Source organism: Zoogloea sp. LCSB751, from assembly GCF_002028455.1.
Taxonomy (GTDB): Bacteria; Pseudomonadota; Gammaproteobacteria; order Burkholderiales; family Rhodocyclaceae; genus Zoogloea.
In genome coordinates this window covers 1-16,300 of record NZ_MWUM01000010.1, presented here as the reverse complement: position 1 = coordinate 16,300, position 16,300 = coordinate 1, and the positions used below count along the sequence as shown (strand labels likewise).

Here is a 16,300-nt window from a genome sequence, read left to right as displayed (position 1 = left end):
CCGCCCCCACAAACCGGGCCCCAGCAAACTCAAAGCACGAGCCCTGGTCTCCCTCGACCTGTCCTGCGTGGCACACAACGCAAAGCGGCCGTCAGGGGCGCGCAAACGCACCCGTGACGGCCGGCTCGAGAAGAACGCAGGCGAAGCGCGTCAGCAACCCTTGACCGCAGTGGCCTGGCCACAGGCCAGCCTGGTGGGTACGGCAACGGCCGGAGCCTGCACTGCGCTACGGTTGGCCGCCACCGGCTGGGCGCGCGGGCCATAGCTGACCGGCTGAACGGCGGCCGCCTGCGGCGCCTCGCTGGCCAGGGCGGCACGCTTCAACTGACGACCATGCTCGATCAGGTACCAATCGGGGCCGGCAAAAGCGGCCGTAGCCACGAACCCACTCAACAGGGCGAATACGAGGCTGGCAAAACGGCGGAACATGAGGCGAATCCTTTCTTCGTAAGATGTCACAGGGCGATCAGCACATGCCCCCACGGCGCCGGTTCTATCGCCGGACGATCTGCAGGAAGCAGGGCCCTACAGCCTGCACGTTCCGTACCAGTTATATAAATTCTGTTATATCAACTATTTGAGTGGAAACGGTGGTTTTGTGGCAAACGCGATCCCGCCGTTTTGTAATAAACCACACTCAAATTGTGGTCTTTGATTCATGTCTTCAGCCGAATCAGCGGCTTACATCCGCCCGAAGCCGCCCCCCATGCCATCGGGACTGCCCATTCCGCCACGGCTGCCCCGGCCACCGGCGCCGCCGCGCCGCTCTGGCCGGTCCGCGCCCCGCTCGGCAGATGCTCCTGCATCCCCGCCGCCAAGGCCGGAATACAGGGCCGGCACGGTCTGCGCGAGGCGCTGGTCGGCGATCTTCTTCTGCGTGTCGTCGAGGGTGGCGTACAGCTTCTCGGCCGCATCCTGGATGTCCTCCATCGCGGCGAGGCGGTTGCGCACCACCTCCACCTTGTGGGCGACCTGCTTCGGCGCACTCTGCGCGGCCGCACCGTAGGACGACAGCTTGAGCTGGTCGGCCATCAACGCGCCGACCTTCTCCTGGTAAGCCTCCCACAGGGGCAGCTGGCGCGGCGTCAGCAGCAGGGCATCGGCCGTCTCCTGCAACTGGGTCTGCAGCTGTGCCACCGCCGACGCGCCACCGCCGCGGCCCGGGCCGCCCTGCCCCGACGGCTCGCCTCCCGGCCCACCAGGGCCACGCAGCGGCGCGCAGGCCGAAAAGACAAGGGCGGAAGCCAACAGCAGGGGCAGGATCCTGGCGTTCATCGGAATTCGGGTGCAGAGGGAAATGCGCCGAGTATTGCCGCAGAACGGGTTAGATTCCTTCAAGGACGTGTAAAGGCTTCCAAAGCTCCGGTTACCGGATGCGGCGGAGCACGCGGCTCACAGCGTCGTCATCCGCGCCAGCTGGCGGCCGAACAGGGCCGTCACCAGCAGCAGCGCCGGCGTGATCGTGATGAAGCCGTACAGCACGCGGCGGATCAGCGGATGGGCGCTGTCGGCCTCGATGAAGTGGCGGATCACCAGCCAGCCCTTCAGCCACAGGACGACGGCCACTACCCATTGCAGCCCGGCCTCGCCATGCAGGACATGGCCCAGCAGCAGGGACAGCCCGGTCAGCGCGAGCAGCCCCAGCCAGGTCTTCACCAGCGGCGCCAGCACGGCGCCGGAATTGCGGTGCATGTCGTTCATGATTCACACCAGCACGTAGAAGAAGGAAAAGATCACCAGCCAGATGATGTCGGTGGCGTGCCAATAGCAGGCCAGCGCCTCCAGGCCGCTGTAATCGTCGGCCGAATAGCCGCCGGCCAGGTGGCGCGCCAGCACCCACAGAATGCCGAGGATGCCCCACACCGCATGCACCATGTGGTTGAAGGTCAGGTAGTAATAAACGCCCGAGAAGATGCCGGCCTGCCCGTCGATGCCATGGGCCAGGTTCCACTGGATTTCCAGGATCTTGGCGAGCGGATAGCCCAGCGCCAGCAGCAGCCCGCCGACCAGCCAGGCAATCGATGCCGAACGCCGCCCGGCGCGCATCAGCGCTGTGGAACAGGCGATGCAGAAGCTGCTGCTGATCATCACCAGCGTGATGACGGTGCCCAGCGTGGTGGACAAGCCTTCCGCGCCTTTCTCGAAGGCCTCAGGGAAGTGGGCGCGGGCGACGAAATAGACGACGAAGAGGACCAGGAATTCGACGAACTCGCAGCAGATTCCGACCCAGATCCCCTTGTTGCCGGGAATCCGCCCGCTGGGTGCGGCCACCAATCCGGGCCTCGGGGCGGTCATGGTATTTGCAGTCATCGATTTCCCCATTTGCTTGGCAGCCCCCATTCTTCGCCACCGGGGTCCGGCCGCAGAAGGAACAGACGGAATGGTTTACTGCCGATACAGATTGGGGAATTGATCGACGTCAATTCTGCAACGGAGCACAACGTCCCGGAGCCGTTCCCTGAACCTTCCGGCGTTCAGGGACACGCATCAAAGTGGCGCCTCCAGCCCTTTCAGGTGTGGAGACAACATGTCCATGAAGTGACTTGATTCGCGCTGCATGTGGCCGATGACCAACTCCTTCATCACGAACTCCACCACCTGGGCCATCGGGATCGCCGACAATTCGCTCAGGCGCCGCAGCTCCGAGGCCTGGGACAGCAGCGCGGCATGCCGGGCGGCATGTTCGGCCATACCGGCGTAGCCGTAATTTCCCATCAGGGATTCTTCCCGCGCAAAGTGGGCCTCGATCAGCGCCATCAACGCGTCCAGAGCCTTGGCGACGGCCGCCTTGTCCTGATAGCCATGGCGGGAGATCAGCTCCAGCAATTCATCCGCGCATTGAAAGAGCTGTTGATGCTCCCGGTCCAGCTCGGCATTCTGGCTGACGTAGGCCGGCACCCAGTCCAGCTTCGCGGGGGACGGAGCGGTGTCGGAGGGCAAGGTTTCCAGCGGGGCAAAGAGTTCCACGGTATTGCGGCCACTGCGCTTGGCGCGATACATGGCCTCATCCCCGCAGCGCAGCAGGTCCCGGCTGTTACTGGCGTGACCGGGATAAAAGACGACGCCGATGCTGGAGGAAATCTCCAGGATCTGGCCGCCCGGGGTCAGGAAGACGTCATTCAGGGCACACCGGATCTTTTCCGCCACACGAACCGCCCCCTGGGGTACTTCCAGCTGGGGCAGCAACACCACGAACTCGTCGCCCCCAATCCGCGCCACCGTATCGGAGCCACGCACGCAGTGCTGCATGCGCTCGGCCACCTGCTGCAGCAGCCAGTCCCCGGTTTCATGGCCGAATCGGTCATTGACCGGCTTGAACTTGTCCAGATCTATGAACAGCAGGCCCATGGCATGACAGTGCCGTTCGGCCGCCGCAATGGCCTGGCGCAGGCGGTCTTCCAGCAGGCGACGGTTCGGCAGGTTGGTGAGACGGTCATAGAAGGCCATCTTGCGGATGGCCTCTTCCGCCGCCCGGCGTTCGCTCAGATCCCGGGCAATGGAGATCAGCTGGGTCGGCTCACCGGCCTCATTCAGCGTGACCGTGGCGCTGATTTCCAGCGGCAACAGGCGGCCGCTCTTGTGGGGAAAATCGATCTCCAGCGAAAAAACGGGATTCGCCGTGTCGCCGTGGCGGATCCGCTCCAGCAACGGCGATACGGTCTCCAGCACGCGCCGGCGCATGTCGGGGGTGAGCACCTCCAGCCACGGCAGCTGCATGAACTCCCCGGGCGTCCACCCCCGCTGCCGCTCGATGGAGGGGCTGACGTAGAGACACTGCATGTCCGGCAGGGCAATCACGGAAATCACGTCGTTGCTGTTTTCCGCCACCAGCTGGTAGATCTCCTGGGCCCGCTGCAGCTCCTCCGCCAGGCGGGAGCGCGCCACCGCAAGGCGCGCTAGTTTGGCGTAGTCCTCGATGAGGTGGATTTCCTGCTCCGACGGCATGGCCGTCTGCCGATGGTAGATAGCGAAGGTTCCCAGCACCTTGCCTTCCCTGTCCTTGAAAGGCTGGGACCAGCAGGCATTGACTCCGGCCCTGGCGGCCAGGTCGCGGAAATCCCGCCAGTAGGGATGGCTCTGGATGTCGTCCACGATCACCCGCTCGCCCCGGAAAGCCGCCGTCCCGCAGGAGCCAACCCCGTCGGCCACCGGCACGCGGGCCAGGGCCCGGTTGTAGGCATCCGGCAGGCTGGGTGCCGCGCCCTGCAGCAGGGTGTCCCCGGCCTCATTCATCAGCAGGATGGAACACAGCGCGCCGGGATGCAGCACTTCGATCCGCAACATCAGTTCGCCGAGAATCTCCGGCAGCGCCACCCCGTCGCTGACCTGCTGCAGGATCCGGTTATTGATGGCCAGATAATCGCTGCGTTCCTTGTACTTCGTTTCGGACTGCTCGTAGGCCTGGGCCAGATCGCTGAGGCGCCGCCGGGTCTTGTCGATCCAGGCCAGAACGCTGTCGTCGTCTTCATGGGGCTCGTGGGGGTCCGGCGTGAAGTCGCCGTAGCCGATGCGGGCCAGCGCGTCATGCAGGTGTGCCGGGGTGCCACCGAGTACGCTGCGCAGGGAGCGGTAGCTGCGCCACAGGAGATAGAACCACAGCAGGGCCAGGGCGGCGAACAGGGAACGGAAGGCATCCGAGTAGCGCACCGCCTGCTGGACCGACGCCCGGGTACGGGCATCCATCAGGTCGCTGAACTCACTGATGGGCCGCATGATCTCCAGCTTGGCCTTCCGGTAATCCTCACCGAACAGCATGTCGTGGGCCATGCGCCGATTCTGCGCCGGGTCCGGCCCCCCCTGGTCGTACAAGGCGATGGCCGCCACCTCGGTCTGCACCAGCCGGTCCGACAGCGCCTTGGCCCGGGCCAGCAGGCCGGATTCGTATTCACCAAAGGCGGCACTCTTGACCCGCTCCAGCAGCGGCAGGACTGGCCCGGCATCGGCTGGCGGAACCTTCGCCCCGTACACCACCAGATCCCAGTAATAGTAAGGATTCCTCGGGGACGCCCGGCGTCCATCGCGCATGTCCAGAATTTCGAAGAAATAGCGCTTGTACATCGGATCGCCGATATCGATGTAACTGCGCGCCATCTTGGTCAGGCTCTCGGATGAATGACGCAATTCATCCGCCAGCAGCAGCGCATTGAGCCGCTGCTCGGAAACCCGCTCCACCTGCTTCTCGCTATGGACATAAATGCCGAAGCTGAGCAGAAGGACCAAGAACATCGCAGTGGAAACTGCGATCCAGAAATTGAAGTTGCGATTACGAGAAATCCAGACCATAGGCCTCCTGAAAAAATGAAATTTCCTAATTTTTCATTTTATTCCTTCCACTGCGGACAGGGGTCGGCAGGCCGCACAGGAGCGGCGGGACTAACCTGCGCTGCTGAAAGTCGAAAGGCAATAGCCGGAGCGCTCCGCCTGAACGCGGATGGATCGACAGGGTGGCTCAGGAACGGACGCTCCGCCCCTTGCGCGACGCATACCACGTCATCAGCGGCAGTGCGGATATCCCGTGGGCGAGGATCGAAGTGGCCACCGTCAGCAGGCTCAGGCTCACCAGGTCCCGGGCCAGGATGCCGGTGACACCATGATCCAGGGCGAACATCAGGTAAAAGATCGAACCGATACCGCGAATGCCGAACCATCCGACGATGGCGATCTGCGCTCTGCTAAAAGACCCGCCGGCCATGCCAGCGACGATGGCAAAGGGGCGGACCAGCAGGAACAACGCCGGAATGAACCACCATGCTGCCGGCACGGATGACACGGTGGGAAGAAGGATTCCGATGACGAGGACGATCGCCAGCTCCGCCAGCTTTTCCAGTTGCTCGTTGAACCCCCGAACCGCCCGATTCATGGCCGAACTGGCATGGTGGGGGTGGGTGGCCCAGTTGGCACGGTCACCGGCAGAGACCGCTGTCTGCTCGGGGTGCGCCACCTCGCCGCTCAGCGGCACATCCCGGACGCGGCTGATGGCAAAGCCGGCAGCAAACACCGCTAAAAAACCGGAGGCCAGGCAGAGCTGGGCGACACCGTAGGACACCGCAAGGAGCCCGAGCGACAGGAATTCGTCCAGGCCCACTGCACTCTGGTGCCGCGTGCGCAGATAGACAACCAGCTCGCCGATCAGCGCACCGAGTATCGCCCCGATGAGCAGCCCACCCGCTGTCGACCACAGCAGATCCACCAGCAGCCAATGCCAGCCGCCGGCGCCGAGCGGGTGCAGGCCCAGCAGGCCGAGACCGAGCAGGACGAAAGGAAAGGCCGAGCCGTCGTTGAGGGCGCCTTCACCAGCCAGGCTGAAGCGCACCCGGTCAGGGCTGTTCCCGGATTCGGCCTGGATACCAGCCGCCAGGACGGGGTCCGTGGGGGCCAGGATGCCACCGAGCAGTACCGCCGCGCCCAGTGACAAGCCGAGTCCGAAGACGCCGAGACAGGCGATCAGCCCGACGGTAATGAGCATGACCGGAAAGGCCAGGCGCAAGGGCACCAGCCAGCGCCGGTCGATCATGGGCACGCCCAGCTTCAGGCCGATGGCAAACAGGGAGATGAGCACCGCCACCTCGCTCATCAGGGTCAGAAACCCTGCCTGGCCGAACGGATCGAGCTCGATGACGCCCAGGCCTCCGGGCCCGAGGAGATAGCCCAGGCCGAGATAGACCATGGCCGCACTCACCGGCAGGCGCGCCAGAAGCGTTCCCGTCAGGAGCATGGTGATCAGCAGGATGCCGATCAGGAGAGACCAGTGGGCAACTGTCATGGTGTGGCCGCTCGCCCTCGTGGCGTATCCAGGTGGCGGGGCTGGCTTCAATCTAGCACGGACCCTTGGCTGAAAGCCGGATATCTCTCCAGCCATGTCCGGTCCATTGGCCTATGATCGGGGAGCTTTGCGAAAGAACGTTGAGAGGGACGCCATGCCACACGATGCCAGGAACACAGACTCAGCATGGTGGCTGGCAGCGCCGTCGATCCCGGTCACCGGCCTGTCCGGGGCCGAGGCAAAAGCGCGCCAGGTCGAATTCGGCCCCAACGTCTTCCGGCAGCATCGCGAGGCGTCGCTGCTCCGCCAGTATTTGTCCCGCTTCAGAAACCCCCTGGTCGTCATCCTGCTGGCCGCCAGCGCCGTATCGGCCTTTACCGGGGCGGTGGCGGATTTCATCATCATCGCCTGCATCGTCCTGCTCAGCGTGACGCTGGATTTCGTCCAGGAATACCGGGCCGGCGCCGCCGCGGACAAGCTGCGCCAGGAAGTGTCAGTAAAGGCGAGCGTGCAACGCGACGGCAAGCTGCTGGAGGTAGCAGTGAGCAGCCTGGTCCCCGGCGACCTGATCCAGCTGGCCGCCGGCGACCTGATTCCGGCCGACGGCTGGGTGATCGAGGCCCGGGACTTCTTCGTCAAACAGGCCCTGCTCACCGGGGAAACCTACCCGGTCGAAAAGCGGGCGGGCACGCCCGCCGCCGGCAGCGACATGCAGGAAGCCGGCAACGCGGTGTTCATGGGTACCACGGTAATCAGCGGCACGGCACAGGTGCTGGTGGCCCGCACCGGGGCAGGCACCGCCATCGGGAACATTGCGGACAGCATCTCGCGGCCGACCGCGCCGACCTCCTTCGAGCTCGGCACCCGTCGCTTCGGCATGCTGATCATGCGGCTCACCGTACTGATGGTGATGTTCGTGCTGCTGGTGAATGCCTTCTTCCACCGGCCCTGGCTGGAGTCCTTCCTCTTCGCGGTCGCCCTGGCCGTCGGCCTGACGCCGGAACTGCTGCCCATGGTGGTCTCGGTCACCCTGTCGCGGGGCGCCCTGCGCATGGCCCGCCGCCACGTCATCGTCAAACGGCTCAGCGCAATCCAGGATCTGGGCTCGATGGACATCCTGTGCACCGACAAGACCGGCACCCTCACCGAGGCCAGGATCCGCCTCGAGCGGCACATGGATGCGGCCGGCAAGCCCAGCGAGCGGGTGCTCGAACTGGCCTATTTCAACAGCTTCTTCGAAACCGGCGTGAAGAGCCCGCTGGACGAAGCCATCCTGGCCCACGGCCAGATCGATCCCGGCACCTGGCAGAAGATCGACGAAGTACCCTTCGATTTCGAGCGGCGCAGGGTGTCGGTGCTGATCGACGACGGCAGCCGCCGCTGGCTGGTGGTCAAGGGCGCACCGGATGAGATCGTCGGGCTGTGTACCCGCTACGAGGACGCCGCCGCCCCGCTCCCGGTGGAACTGGACGCGGCGGCCCGCACCGCCGTACAGGACCAGTACCACGCCCTCGAGGACGAGGGCTTTCGGGCCCTGGGCATCGCCTGGCGCGAAGTGCCGCGCGATCACCCCCATGCCGTGGTGGATGACGAGAGCCAGCTGATCCTGGCCGGCTTCGCGGCCTTCCTCGATCCACCCAAGCCCAGCGCCGCCTCGGCCCTGGCCGCCCTGAGGAACGATGGCGTGGCGATCAAGATCGTCACCGGCGACAGCGAACGGGTCACCCGGCACGTGTGCATCGAGTTGAAGATTCCGGTCGACGGGATCCTCCTCGGCCAGGAGATCGCCGGGATGGACGACCACGCCCTGCAGGCCCGCGTCGAGGCCGCCAACCTGTTCTGCCGCGTCAATCCGGCCCAGAAGGAGCGGGTCATCCGTGCCCTCAGGGCCCGCGGCCATGTGGTCGGCTACCTGGGCGACGGCATCAACGATGCGCCCTCGCTGCATGGCGCCGACGTGGGGCTTTCCGTGGACTCCGCCGTCGACGTGGCCAAGGAAGCCGCCGACATGATCCTCATGCGCCACGACCTGCATGTGCTGCACGCCGCCGTACAGGAAGGGCGACGAACCTTCGGCAACATCATGAAGTACATCCTGATGGGGACCAGCTCCAATTTCGGCAACATGTTCAGCATGGCCGGCGCCGCCCTGTTCCTGCCGTTTCTACCGATGCTGCCGGCGCAGATACTGCTGAACAACATCCTCTACGACATCTCGGAAATCCCCATCCCCCTGGACAAGGTGGACAACGTCGATGTCCGCGCCCCCCGCGTGCTGGACATGGCCTTCGTGCGCAATTTCATGCTGGTGATCGGGTCCATCAGCTCCCTGTTCGACTTTCTGACCTTCTACATCCTGCTGGTCGTCCTCAAGGCCGACGAACAGCTCTTTCATACCGGCTGGTTCGTGGAGTCCTTGTTCACCCAGGTCCTGGTCATCTTCATCATCCGCACCCGCGGCAGGCCCTGGCACAGCAAGCCCCATCCACTGCTCATCGGCGCCGCCCTGGCCGTCATCGCCTGCGCCGCCGGACTCCCCTTCACACCACTCGGCCGCTATTTCGGCTTCGTTCCACCCCCGGCCAGTTTCTACCTGGTGCTCGGCGCAATGGTGACCGCCTACCTCCTGGCGGTGGAGGTGGCGAAAAGGCTTTTCTACCACTGGCAGGCGGATTGGAAGTGAGGTGGGGCAGGTCACGTGAGAGGGCGTCGGGTTGTCGGCCGGAGCCGTCCTTGGGCATCAAGCGAGGATCAGGCGGCAACGTGCCACTTACCTGCCGCTCAAGCGGTCAAAATAAACTCAAAGCGTTCTACCGAAAAAACGTGTTAGTTGATCCACTGCCTGGTTGACATAGTTCGGCACCCAATAGGTTTCGATATGGGTGGCCCCTTCGATTGTGACAAGCTCCTTGTCCGTCGTGCCAACAGCTTTGGCGAAAGCGTCCTCAGTCATATACAGGCTGTCAGCCTTGCTGCCAGCAATCATCAGCAAGGGTTGCTGGATGAGTTCGATCTGATTGGTGGCATCAAAGCGCATCAAATCCAGCAAACTGCTCGTGGTGTATTTGAAGGTCGAATTGGGGTGTGCATGCGTCTTCCAGTAATACGCATAACCCTGCCGATACAGATCAAACTGCAACTTGGCGATCTGTTCATCGGTCAGATTAGCATCTCCTGAATAGAGCACCTCGCCGCCGGCTGTTTCCTGGGCACGAGCAGTCGAAGCCTGCTGCAGACGCTTCTGGATCGTGTCCAGTTCCGAATCGACGTAACCATTGCGGCGCACTCGTCCGGAGTTGAACATGCTTACCGTTGCAATGGACTTGAAGCGTTTGTCAGTCTGCGCGGCCGCTAACGAGTAACCGCCGCCGCCACAGATGCCGAGCAGACCCAGGCGCTGTCCATCCACACCGGCGTACTGGCTGATGAAGTCGGCCATGCCGTGGATGTCTTCAATGCGATGAGAAGGCTTGTCCACATTGCGTGGCATGCCGCCGCTGGCACCTTGATAAGCGGCATCCGCCGTGATGGTGAGATAGCCTTGCTCGGCCAGACGCTGGGCATACAAACCAGCGACTTGTTCCTTCACGCCACCATTCGGATGGGCCACCACAATCGTTGGGTATTTCTTGTGAGAGTCGTAGTTCGCCGGGGTGTAGACGTTGGCGGAAATATCGAGACCGTCCAGCTTGTATTTCACGGGGTGAATATTGACTTTGCCTTTGACGTTTTCGGTAATCGCGCCGTCGTAGGCCAGCGTGAACGGATTTTGTTTGTAGTCTGCGGCCATGGTGACTCCCGATAAAGTGCTGATGATTGCGCTGAATAGTGCTGCGTTAATAAATTTCGATTTCACAATAGATCTCCAGAAAGCTTGAGTTGATATCCGAATTAGTCCAGATGCTTTTCGGCGAGGAATTGCGACATCAGGTCAGCAATCTGGATATTGTTGAGATCGGAAAACGGGAAGTGTGTGTTGCCTTTAATGCCGATCTCCGGCAGATGGACAACCTTCGCATCTCCACCATGACGATTGATCGCTTCTACCCATTGCCTCGCCATGGCAAGACGTATGCGCCAGCCATCTTGGCCGGGATTTGCAACCGGCTCTTTGAGGATGAAATCCCCGTAGTAGATGACGATGGGGATTCGGGTCAGCTTCATGAACTCAGTCAGTGGGATACTGGTACCTTCCAGCGGTCCAGCGGCACTGGGCATTGCTGCCGGTACTTCGCCTTCCGGGAAAACAAAGCCGCTACCTGGTTCGTAAGAGACGATGGCGCGAATGCGCGGATTCTTCATGGCGGCCAGCCAACCCATACCGCCACTGTGCGAGTGGGTCACCAGAATGCCGGCGCCAATTTTGTCGAACAAGGCCGATACGGCGTTACTGGTCAGGTTGGTGTCGATCGGGCCGGTGTCCGGCGTCATGGCCCGAAAATACTGCTCCAGCGCCTCCTGCGAGCGGGAGAATTGCACGCCTGGGAAGTAGTTCGGCCAGATACCGACCCGGAAGGTATCAAACCAGCGCTGGTCATCCGGCGTCGCGCTGATTGTCCCGGCCACACTGCTTCGCCCCGCAGAGCCGCGACGGGGCTGATCGAGCACATAGGTGGCGAAGCCCCGGCGTAGAAAGATGTTCTGGTAGCCCTCGCGGCCATCCGGTGTCGATTCCCAGGTTTTGGTGGATTGGCCGAAGCCATGCCACATCACCAGGGGTAATTTGCGGGCCTTGACCGGAACTTGGTAAAACACGCGGGCATGGTCGCCGTGGAGCGTCTGGCCACCTGAGCCCGGATTGAGCGGGTCGTAGCTACCGGGGCTCTGCACGACCGTCCCACCCACCGCGAAACTGCCTTGTTCCTGGATCACCAATGGTGCAACAGGTTTCTGTGGCGCAGCTACCGAAAGTCCGGCCGAAAACAGCATGCAGCCGGCCAAGGTGAGCACGGTCTTGCGCAAGTTTGAAGTCATGATTGAAATCTCCTTCGGTTAATTCGGCTACTTGGCCGGCAACACTTCCTTGGCGACCGATATGGCGGAGACGGCACTGGGCCAACCAGAATAAAAGGCCAAGTGGGTCATTGCTTCGGCAAGCTCTTCACGCGTCAAACCGTTCTGGATTGCCAAGGTGAGATGCGAGCGGAGTTGCTCGGGACGGTTCATTGCAACCAGCGCACTGACCGTCACCAGGCTTCTGTCCCGTTTCGACAATCCCGGACGCTCCCAGATGTCACCGAACAATACGCTGTCGGTCAGTTCGGCCAGCTTCGGCGCGAAATCACCCATCAACTGCTGGGCACGGGAAGGCTGTACAGCGGTGGTGGCGCTTGCCTTTGGGGCTTGCACATTCCTGTACTGAGTATCGGTGACCTTTTCCAACCAATCCACCGATTTGCCATCGAGTTGCTCCTGGATGGCCAGATGGGTCATGGCTGCTGTCGCCGACGCACCATGCCAATGCTTTTGGCCAGGCGGGATCGTCACCACATCGCCACGCTCGATGCGTTGAATGGGACCACCCCAGAACTGAATCAGCCCGCTGCCTTCGGTCACGACCAGCGTCTGCCCCAATGGATGCGTATGCCAATCGGTGCGTGCGCCAGGCGTAAAGGTGACGTAGGCCGCCGAAGCTCTGGCCGGCGCAGTCGGAGAAAGGAGCGGTGCCACGCGGGCCTTGCCGGTGAAGTGTTCAGCCGGTGCTTCGTAGGGTGTTCGCATCGTGCTACGCGAGATAACTGCCGCAACAGGCTGCTCATGTTGGTTGCCAGAAGCCTCCCTATCGCTGCTGCCTGGTTCTGCGAATGAGGCAATCGGTATCAATGACAGGAGGAGAAGCGAAGTTTTCATGATGGATACCTTTCCCGGTTCTTTGCTGCACTGCATGGGTGGCATTAAATGAGGTCCGGCTCAGGGTCGAGACCGGCTGAATCGAGTCGCTCTCTCTCGATCTGCTGGCGTTGAGCAGGGAGAATCAAGGCCAGCACGGCCAGCAAGGACAGGGCAAGCATGACTGCGCTGGCATCCATGACGGAGGCAATGCGATGTGCCAGGATTTCCGGGCCTATCGCCAACGCGGAGGATGCTGCGGAATAAACCACGACCAGCACGCCGAGACCCAACGAGCCACCTAATTGATGCGCTACGTTGACCAAGCCTGAGGCAGCGCCAGCATCTTCGGCTGCAACGCCGGTCACGGCTGCGATGGTGAGCGGACCCAAGGCAGCCCCTTGGCCGATCCCGAGCAGAATCATGGGGAGTGCGACGCCCGTCAGATAGGGCGTATGCGCAGTCACTTGTCCAAGCCAGACCAAGCCGGCCACACAAAAGGCCAGGCCGCCCACCAGAAGACTGGCATTGCCGAACTTGCGGACGAGTTTTGGAACACTCATGGCAACGACCAGCTGAGGCAGCGTCGTCGGCAAAAATGCGAGCCCGGCCTCCAGCGGGCTGTAGCCCAAGACCCCCTGGAGAAACTGGGTGGCAAAAAACCAGAATCCCACCATGCCGCCCAAGAAGAGCATGCGTGCCACATATGCTCCACAGCGCAACTTACTGGCGAACAATCGCAGGGGCAAAACGGGTTGCTTGGCACGCCGCTCAATGCTGATGAACAGGAGCATCAAGGCAACTCCGGCGCTAATGGCCCAGGCCGTCAAGGGATGGTCCCAGCCTTCTTCTGCAGCATGAACGATGCCAAAAACCAGTGAACTCATGCCCAAGGTTGAGCTTACGGCACCGGCCACATCGAAATGGCCGACATGCTTCGGTGTCTCCGCAACCAAGCGGTGTGCCGCCAGCATCAACCCAACCCCGATGGGCAGGTTGATGAAAAACCCGGCGCGCCAAGACAACAGATCCGCAAACAAGCCGCCCAGCACCAAACCCAGTGTCGCCCCGATACCGGCCGCCGCCGCGTAATACGAAAGCGCCCGCGTACGCTCCGGCCCTTCGGGAAAGTACATGGCGAGCAGGGCCAGCGTTGAAGGCGCCAGGATAGCGGCCCCCGCACCTTGAATGGCGCGAAACGCCAGGAGCCATGGCGGGGATGGGGCTACCCCGATCACCAAGGAGGCACAGGTGAATAGCCCAAGCCCCCAGATGAACATCCGGCGCCGGCCCAGCAGGTCGCCAGCGCGAGCGCCAAGCAGCAGCAGGCCGCCGAATGCCAAGGTGTAGGCGTTCTGCACCCAGGACAGCGATGCAGGCGAGAAGCCGAGCGCATCCTTGATTTTCGGAAGCCCGGTGATGACGATCGAGATGTCGATGACAATCATCAGGTAGCTCGCCATGATGATGGCGAGCACAGCACCCTGTCGTTGCTTGATCTCTGCCGGCAAAAGATGATCCATGGTGGTGCTTACAGCCCGGTCATTTTCAGCGCGTACTCAGGCAGGCGTGCACCTTCCAGATGCAGCTTCGAGGCGGCTGAATCGATCTGTTGCAAATCATTGGCAGTCAGTTCAACTGCGATGGCACCCAGGTTTTCTTCAAGGCGATGCAGTTTCGTGGTGCCGGGAATCGGAACGATCCAAGGCTTCTGTGCCAGTAGCCAACCAAGAGCAATCTGCGCTGGCGTCACTCCCTTGGCCTCGGCGACTTGCCGGATCAGGCTGACCAGCGCGACATTGGCTTTCAGCGCCTCCGGAGAGAAGCGCGGGACTTGCGAGCGGAAGTCGGAACTGTCGAAACGGGTGTTCTCGTCCATCTTGCCGGTCAGGAAGCCCGCGCCGAGCGGGCTGAATGGGACAAAACCGATTCCCAGTTCTTCCAGCGTCGGCAGCAATTCGCTTTCCGGGCCACGCCACCACAAGGAATACTCGCTTTGTACGGCGGTCACCGGCTGAACGGCATGGGCACGACGAAGCGTCTGGATGCCCGGCTCAGAGAGGCCGAAATGCTTGACCTTGCCTTCGGCAATCAATTCCTTCACGGCACCGGCCACGTCCTCGATGGGGACGCTGGGATCAACGCGATGCTGGTAGAAGAGATCAATTGCCTCGACCTTGAGACGCTTCAGCGATGCTTCGGCGACGACCTTGATGTGCTCTGGGCGACTGTTAACACCACCGGTACGCTGTGCTGTTGCCGGATCGAGATCAAAACCGAACTTAGTGGCGATGACCACTTGCCCCTTGAACGGTTCCAGCGCCTCACCCAGCAACTCTTCATTTACGAACGGGCCATAAACTTCGGCCGTGTCGAAGAAAGTGACACCCCAATCAACTGCCTTGCGGATGAGCGCGATCATTTCCGTTTTGTCTCCGGCTGGACCGTAGGCCGAACTCATGGACATGCAACCGAGGCCCAGTGCGGATACCTCAAGGCCACTGTTTCCAAGAAAGCGCTTTTTCATGACGAATCTCCGATGTGTATTCAGGCGCACACGGCTGTATCGAATGCGGACCACTGCCGAGTGCTGATGTCGTCAATGTAGGTTCTGTGGATTAATTTGTTAATACGCTAAAATCAGCATGGGTTTATGCATGGAGCTAATAAATGGTTGCCGGCGACTTTAGCGATCTTGTTGCGTTCATTGCGGTGGCGCGGGAAAGGAATTTCACCCGTGCAGCGGCTCAATTGGGGATTTCACAATCCGCGTTGAGTCACACGATCCGTAGCCTGGAAACGCGGCTCGGCGTTCGTTTGTTGGCCCGTACCACACGGAGCGTGTCACCAACCGAAGAAGGCACCCGGTTGATGGAAGCCGTCGCTCCACGGCTGGAAGAAATCAATAACGAACTGGCGGCTTTAAGCGACTTGAGAAACAAGCCGAGTGGGCTGATACGCATCACAACCGCCGAGCATGCCGCCAATACGGTGCTTTGGCCTCGACTACAGGGATTTTTGCGGGACTACCCCGAAATCAGGGTCGAGATAAACGTCAATTACGGAATGACCGATATCGTTGCGCAGCGTTTTCATGCCGGCGTACGCCTGGGGGATCAAGTCGAGAAAGACATGGTGGCGGTTCGGATCAGCCCTGACCTACGGGTTGCCGTTGTTGGCTCACCGGACTATTTCGCGCACCATCCACGGCCACAATCCCCGCAAGACCTTTCCAGCCACAACTGCATCAACCTCCGACTGCCGACCCATGATAGCCACATGGTTTGGGAGTTCGAGAAAAAGGGGAATCCCTTAAAGGCTCACGTCGAGGGGCAGTGGACGTTCAACATGGGGTCTCACATTCTTCGAGCTGCGGTGGCTGGTTGCGGCCTGGCATACCTGCCTGCCGACATGGCGAAAGAGGAAATCGCCAGCGGCAAGCTCATTTCCGTGCTGGAAGATTGGTGCCAGCCTTACCCTGGATATCATCTTTACTACCCGACAAGCCGGCAATCTTCTCCAGCGTTTAGCCTGTTGGTGGATTGTCTGAGATACCGTAATTGAACGTTATGAATGTCCGGTACTGAGCACTTTTCTGTCTTCTAAGGTTAATCCGACGAACGTCCGCAAAGGTTAAGGGTTGTCCGATGCCTGCCCCTACGCGCACACGTTGAGGGCCTGACGCCTCCGGCCGGGCAGGCGGCGGAC

Annotated in this window: 13 protein-coding genes; 2 read left to right on the top strand and 11 right to left on the bottom strand. The window is 61.7% G+C overall.

What is annotated here, in order from left to right:
• Positions 1-150: 150 nt before the first annotated feature.
• From B4920_RS12880 to B4920_RS12855, 6 genes are all read right to left on the bottom strand, one after another.
• Complete coding sequence (locus B4920_RS12880) at positions 151-429, bottom strand: hypothetical protein (protein WP_079435100.1); 279 nt, start codon at positions 427-429, stop codon at positions 151-153.
• Between the two features lie 252 nt (positions 430-681).
• On the bottom strand, positions 682-1,275 hold the full coding sequence (locus B4920_RS12875) for a Spy/CpxP family protein refolding chaperone (protein WP_088179457.1): 594 nt from the start codon (positions 1,273-1,275) through the stop codon (positions 682-684).
• Positions 1,276-1,392: 117 nt separating this feature from the next.
• Positions 1,393-1,701, bottom strand: coding sequence for a hypothetical protein (locus B4920_RS12870; RefSeq protein ID WP_254050925.1), 309 nt, complete (start codon positions 1,699-1,701; stop codon positions 1,393-1,395).
• A 3-nt stretch (positions 1,702-1,704) separates the two neighbouring features.
• On the bottom strand, positions 1,705-2,295 hold the full coding sequence (locus B4920_RS12865) for a cytochrome c oxidase subunit 3 family protein (RefSeq protein WP_254050924.1): 591 nt from the start codon (positions 2,293-2,295) through the stop codon (positions 1,705-1,707).
• Positions 2,296-2,487: 192 nt separating this feature from the next.
• The gene (locus B4920_RS12860) at positions 2,488-5,226 is read right to left on the bottom strand and encodes a diguanylate cyclase (protein ID WP_161493298.1); all 2,739 of its coding nucleotides are present in this window, start codon (positions 5,224-5,226) and stop codon (positions 2,488-2,490) included.
• A gap of 223 nt (positions 5,227-5,449) precedes the next feature.
• A complete protein-coding gene (locus B4920_RS12855) occupies positions 5,450-6,763 on the bottom strand; it encodes a sodium:proton antiporter (RefSeq protein WP_079435097.1) in 1,314 nt (437 codons plus the stop codon).
• Positions 6,764-6,917: 154 nt separating this feature from the next.
• Here B4920_RS12855 and mgtA point away from each other — a divergent pair, with 154 nt between their 5' ends.
• Positions 6,918-9,446: a magnesium-translocating P-type ATPase gene (gene mgtA, locus B4920_RS12850; RefSeq protein ID WP_079435096.1), complete on the top strand. Its 2,529-nt coding sequence runs from the start codon at positions 6,918-6,920 to the stop codon at positions 9,444-9,446.
• Between the two features lie 117 nt (positions 9,447-9,563).
• Here the strand turns inward: mgtA and B4920_RS12845 are convergent, their stop codons facing one another.
• From B4920_RS12845 to B4920_RS12825, 5 genes are read right to left on the bottom strand one after another with little or no spacing between them, the layout of a single operon-like run.
• Positions 9,564-10,619 carry an alpha/beta hydrolase gene (locus B4920_RS12845; protein ID WP_079435095.1) on the bottom strand — a complete coding sequence of 352 codons (1,056 nt, stop codon included), beginning with the start codon at positions 10,617-10,619 and terminating at the stop codon, positions 9,564-9,566.
• A 35-nt stretch (positions 10,620-10,654) separates the two neighbouring features.
• Positions 10,655-11,737, bottom strand: a complete 1,083-nt coding sequence (locus tag B4920_RS12840; protein ID WP_079435094.1) for an alpha/beta fold hydrolase — start codon at positions 11,735-11,737, stop codon at positions 10,655-10,657.
• A 27-nt stretch (positions 11,738-11,764) separates the two neighbouring features.
• Positions 11,765-12,613, bottom strand: coding sequence for a carboxymuconolactone decarboxylase family protein (locus tag B4920_RS30420; protein WP_079435093.1), 849 nt, complete (start codon positions 12,611-12,613; stop codon positions 11,765-11,767).
• Between the two features lie 44 nt (positions 12,614-12,657).
• Positions 12,658-14,115, bottom strand: coding sequence for an MFS transporter (locus B4920_RS12830; protein WP_079435092.1), 1,458 nt, complete (start codon positions 14,113-14,115; stop codon positions 12,658-12,660).
• 8 nt (positions 14,116-14,123) lie between these two features.
• Positions 14,124-15,119, bottom strand: coding sequence for an aldo/keto reductase (locus B4920_RS12825; protein ID WP_079435091.1), 996 nt, complete (start codon positions 15,117-15,119; stop codon positions 14,124-14,126).
• 143 nt (positions 15,120-15,262) lie between these two features.
• Here B4920_RS12825 and B4920_RS12820 point away from each other — a divergent pair, with 143 nt between their 5' ends.
• On the top strand, positions 15,263-16,156 hold the full coding sequence (locus tag B4920_RS12820) for a LysR family transcriptional regulator (RefSeq protein WP_079435090.1): 894 nt from the start codon (positions 15,263-15,265) through the stop codon (positions 16,154-16,156).
• Positions 16,157-16,300: the final 144 nt, after the last annotated feature.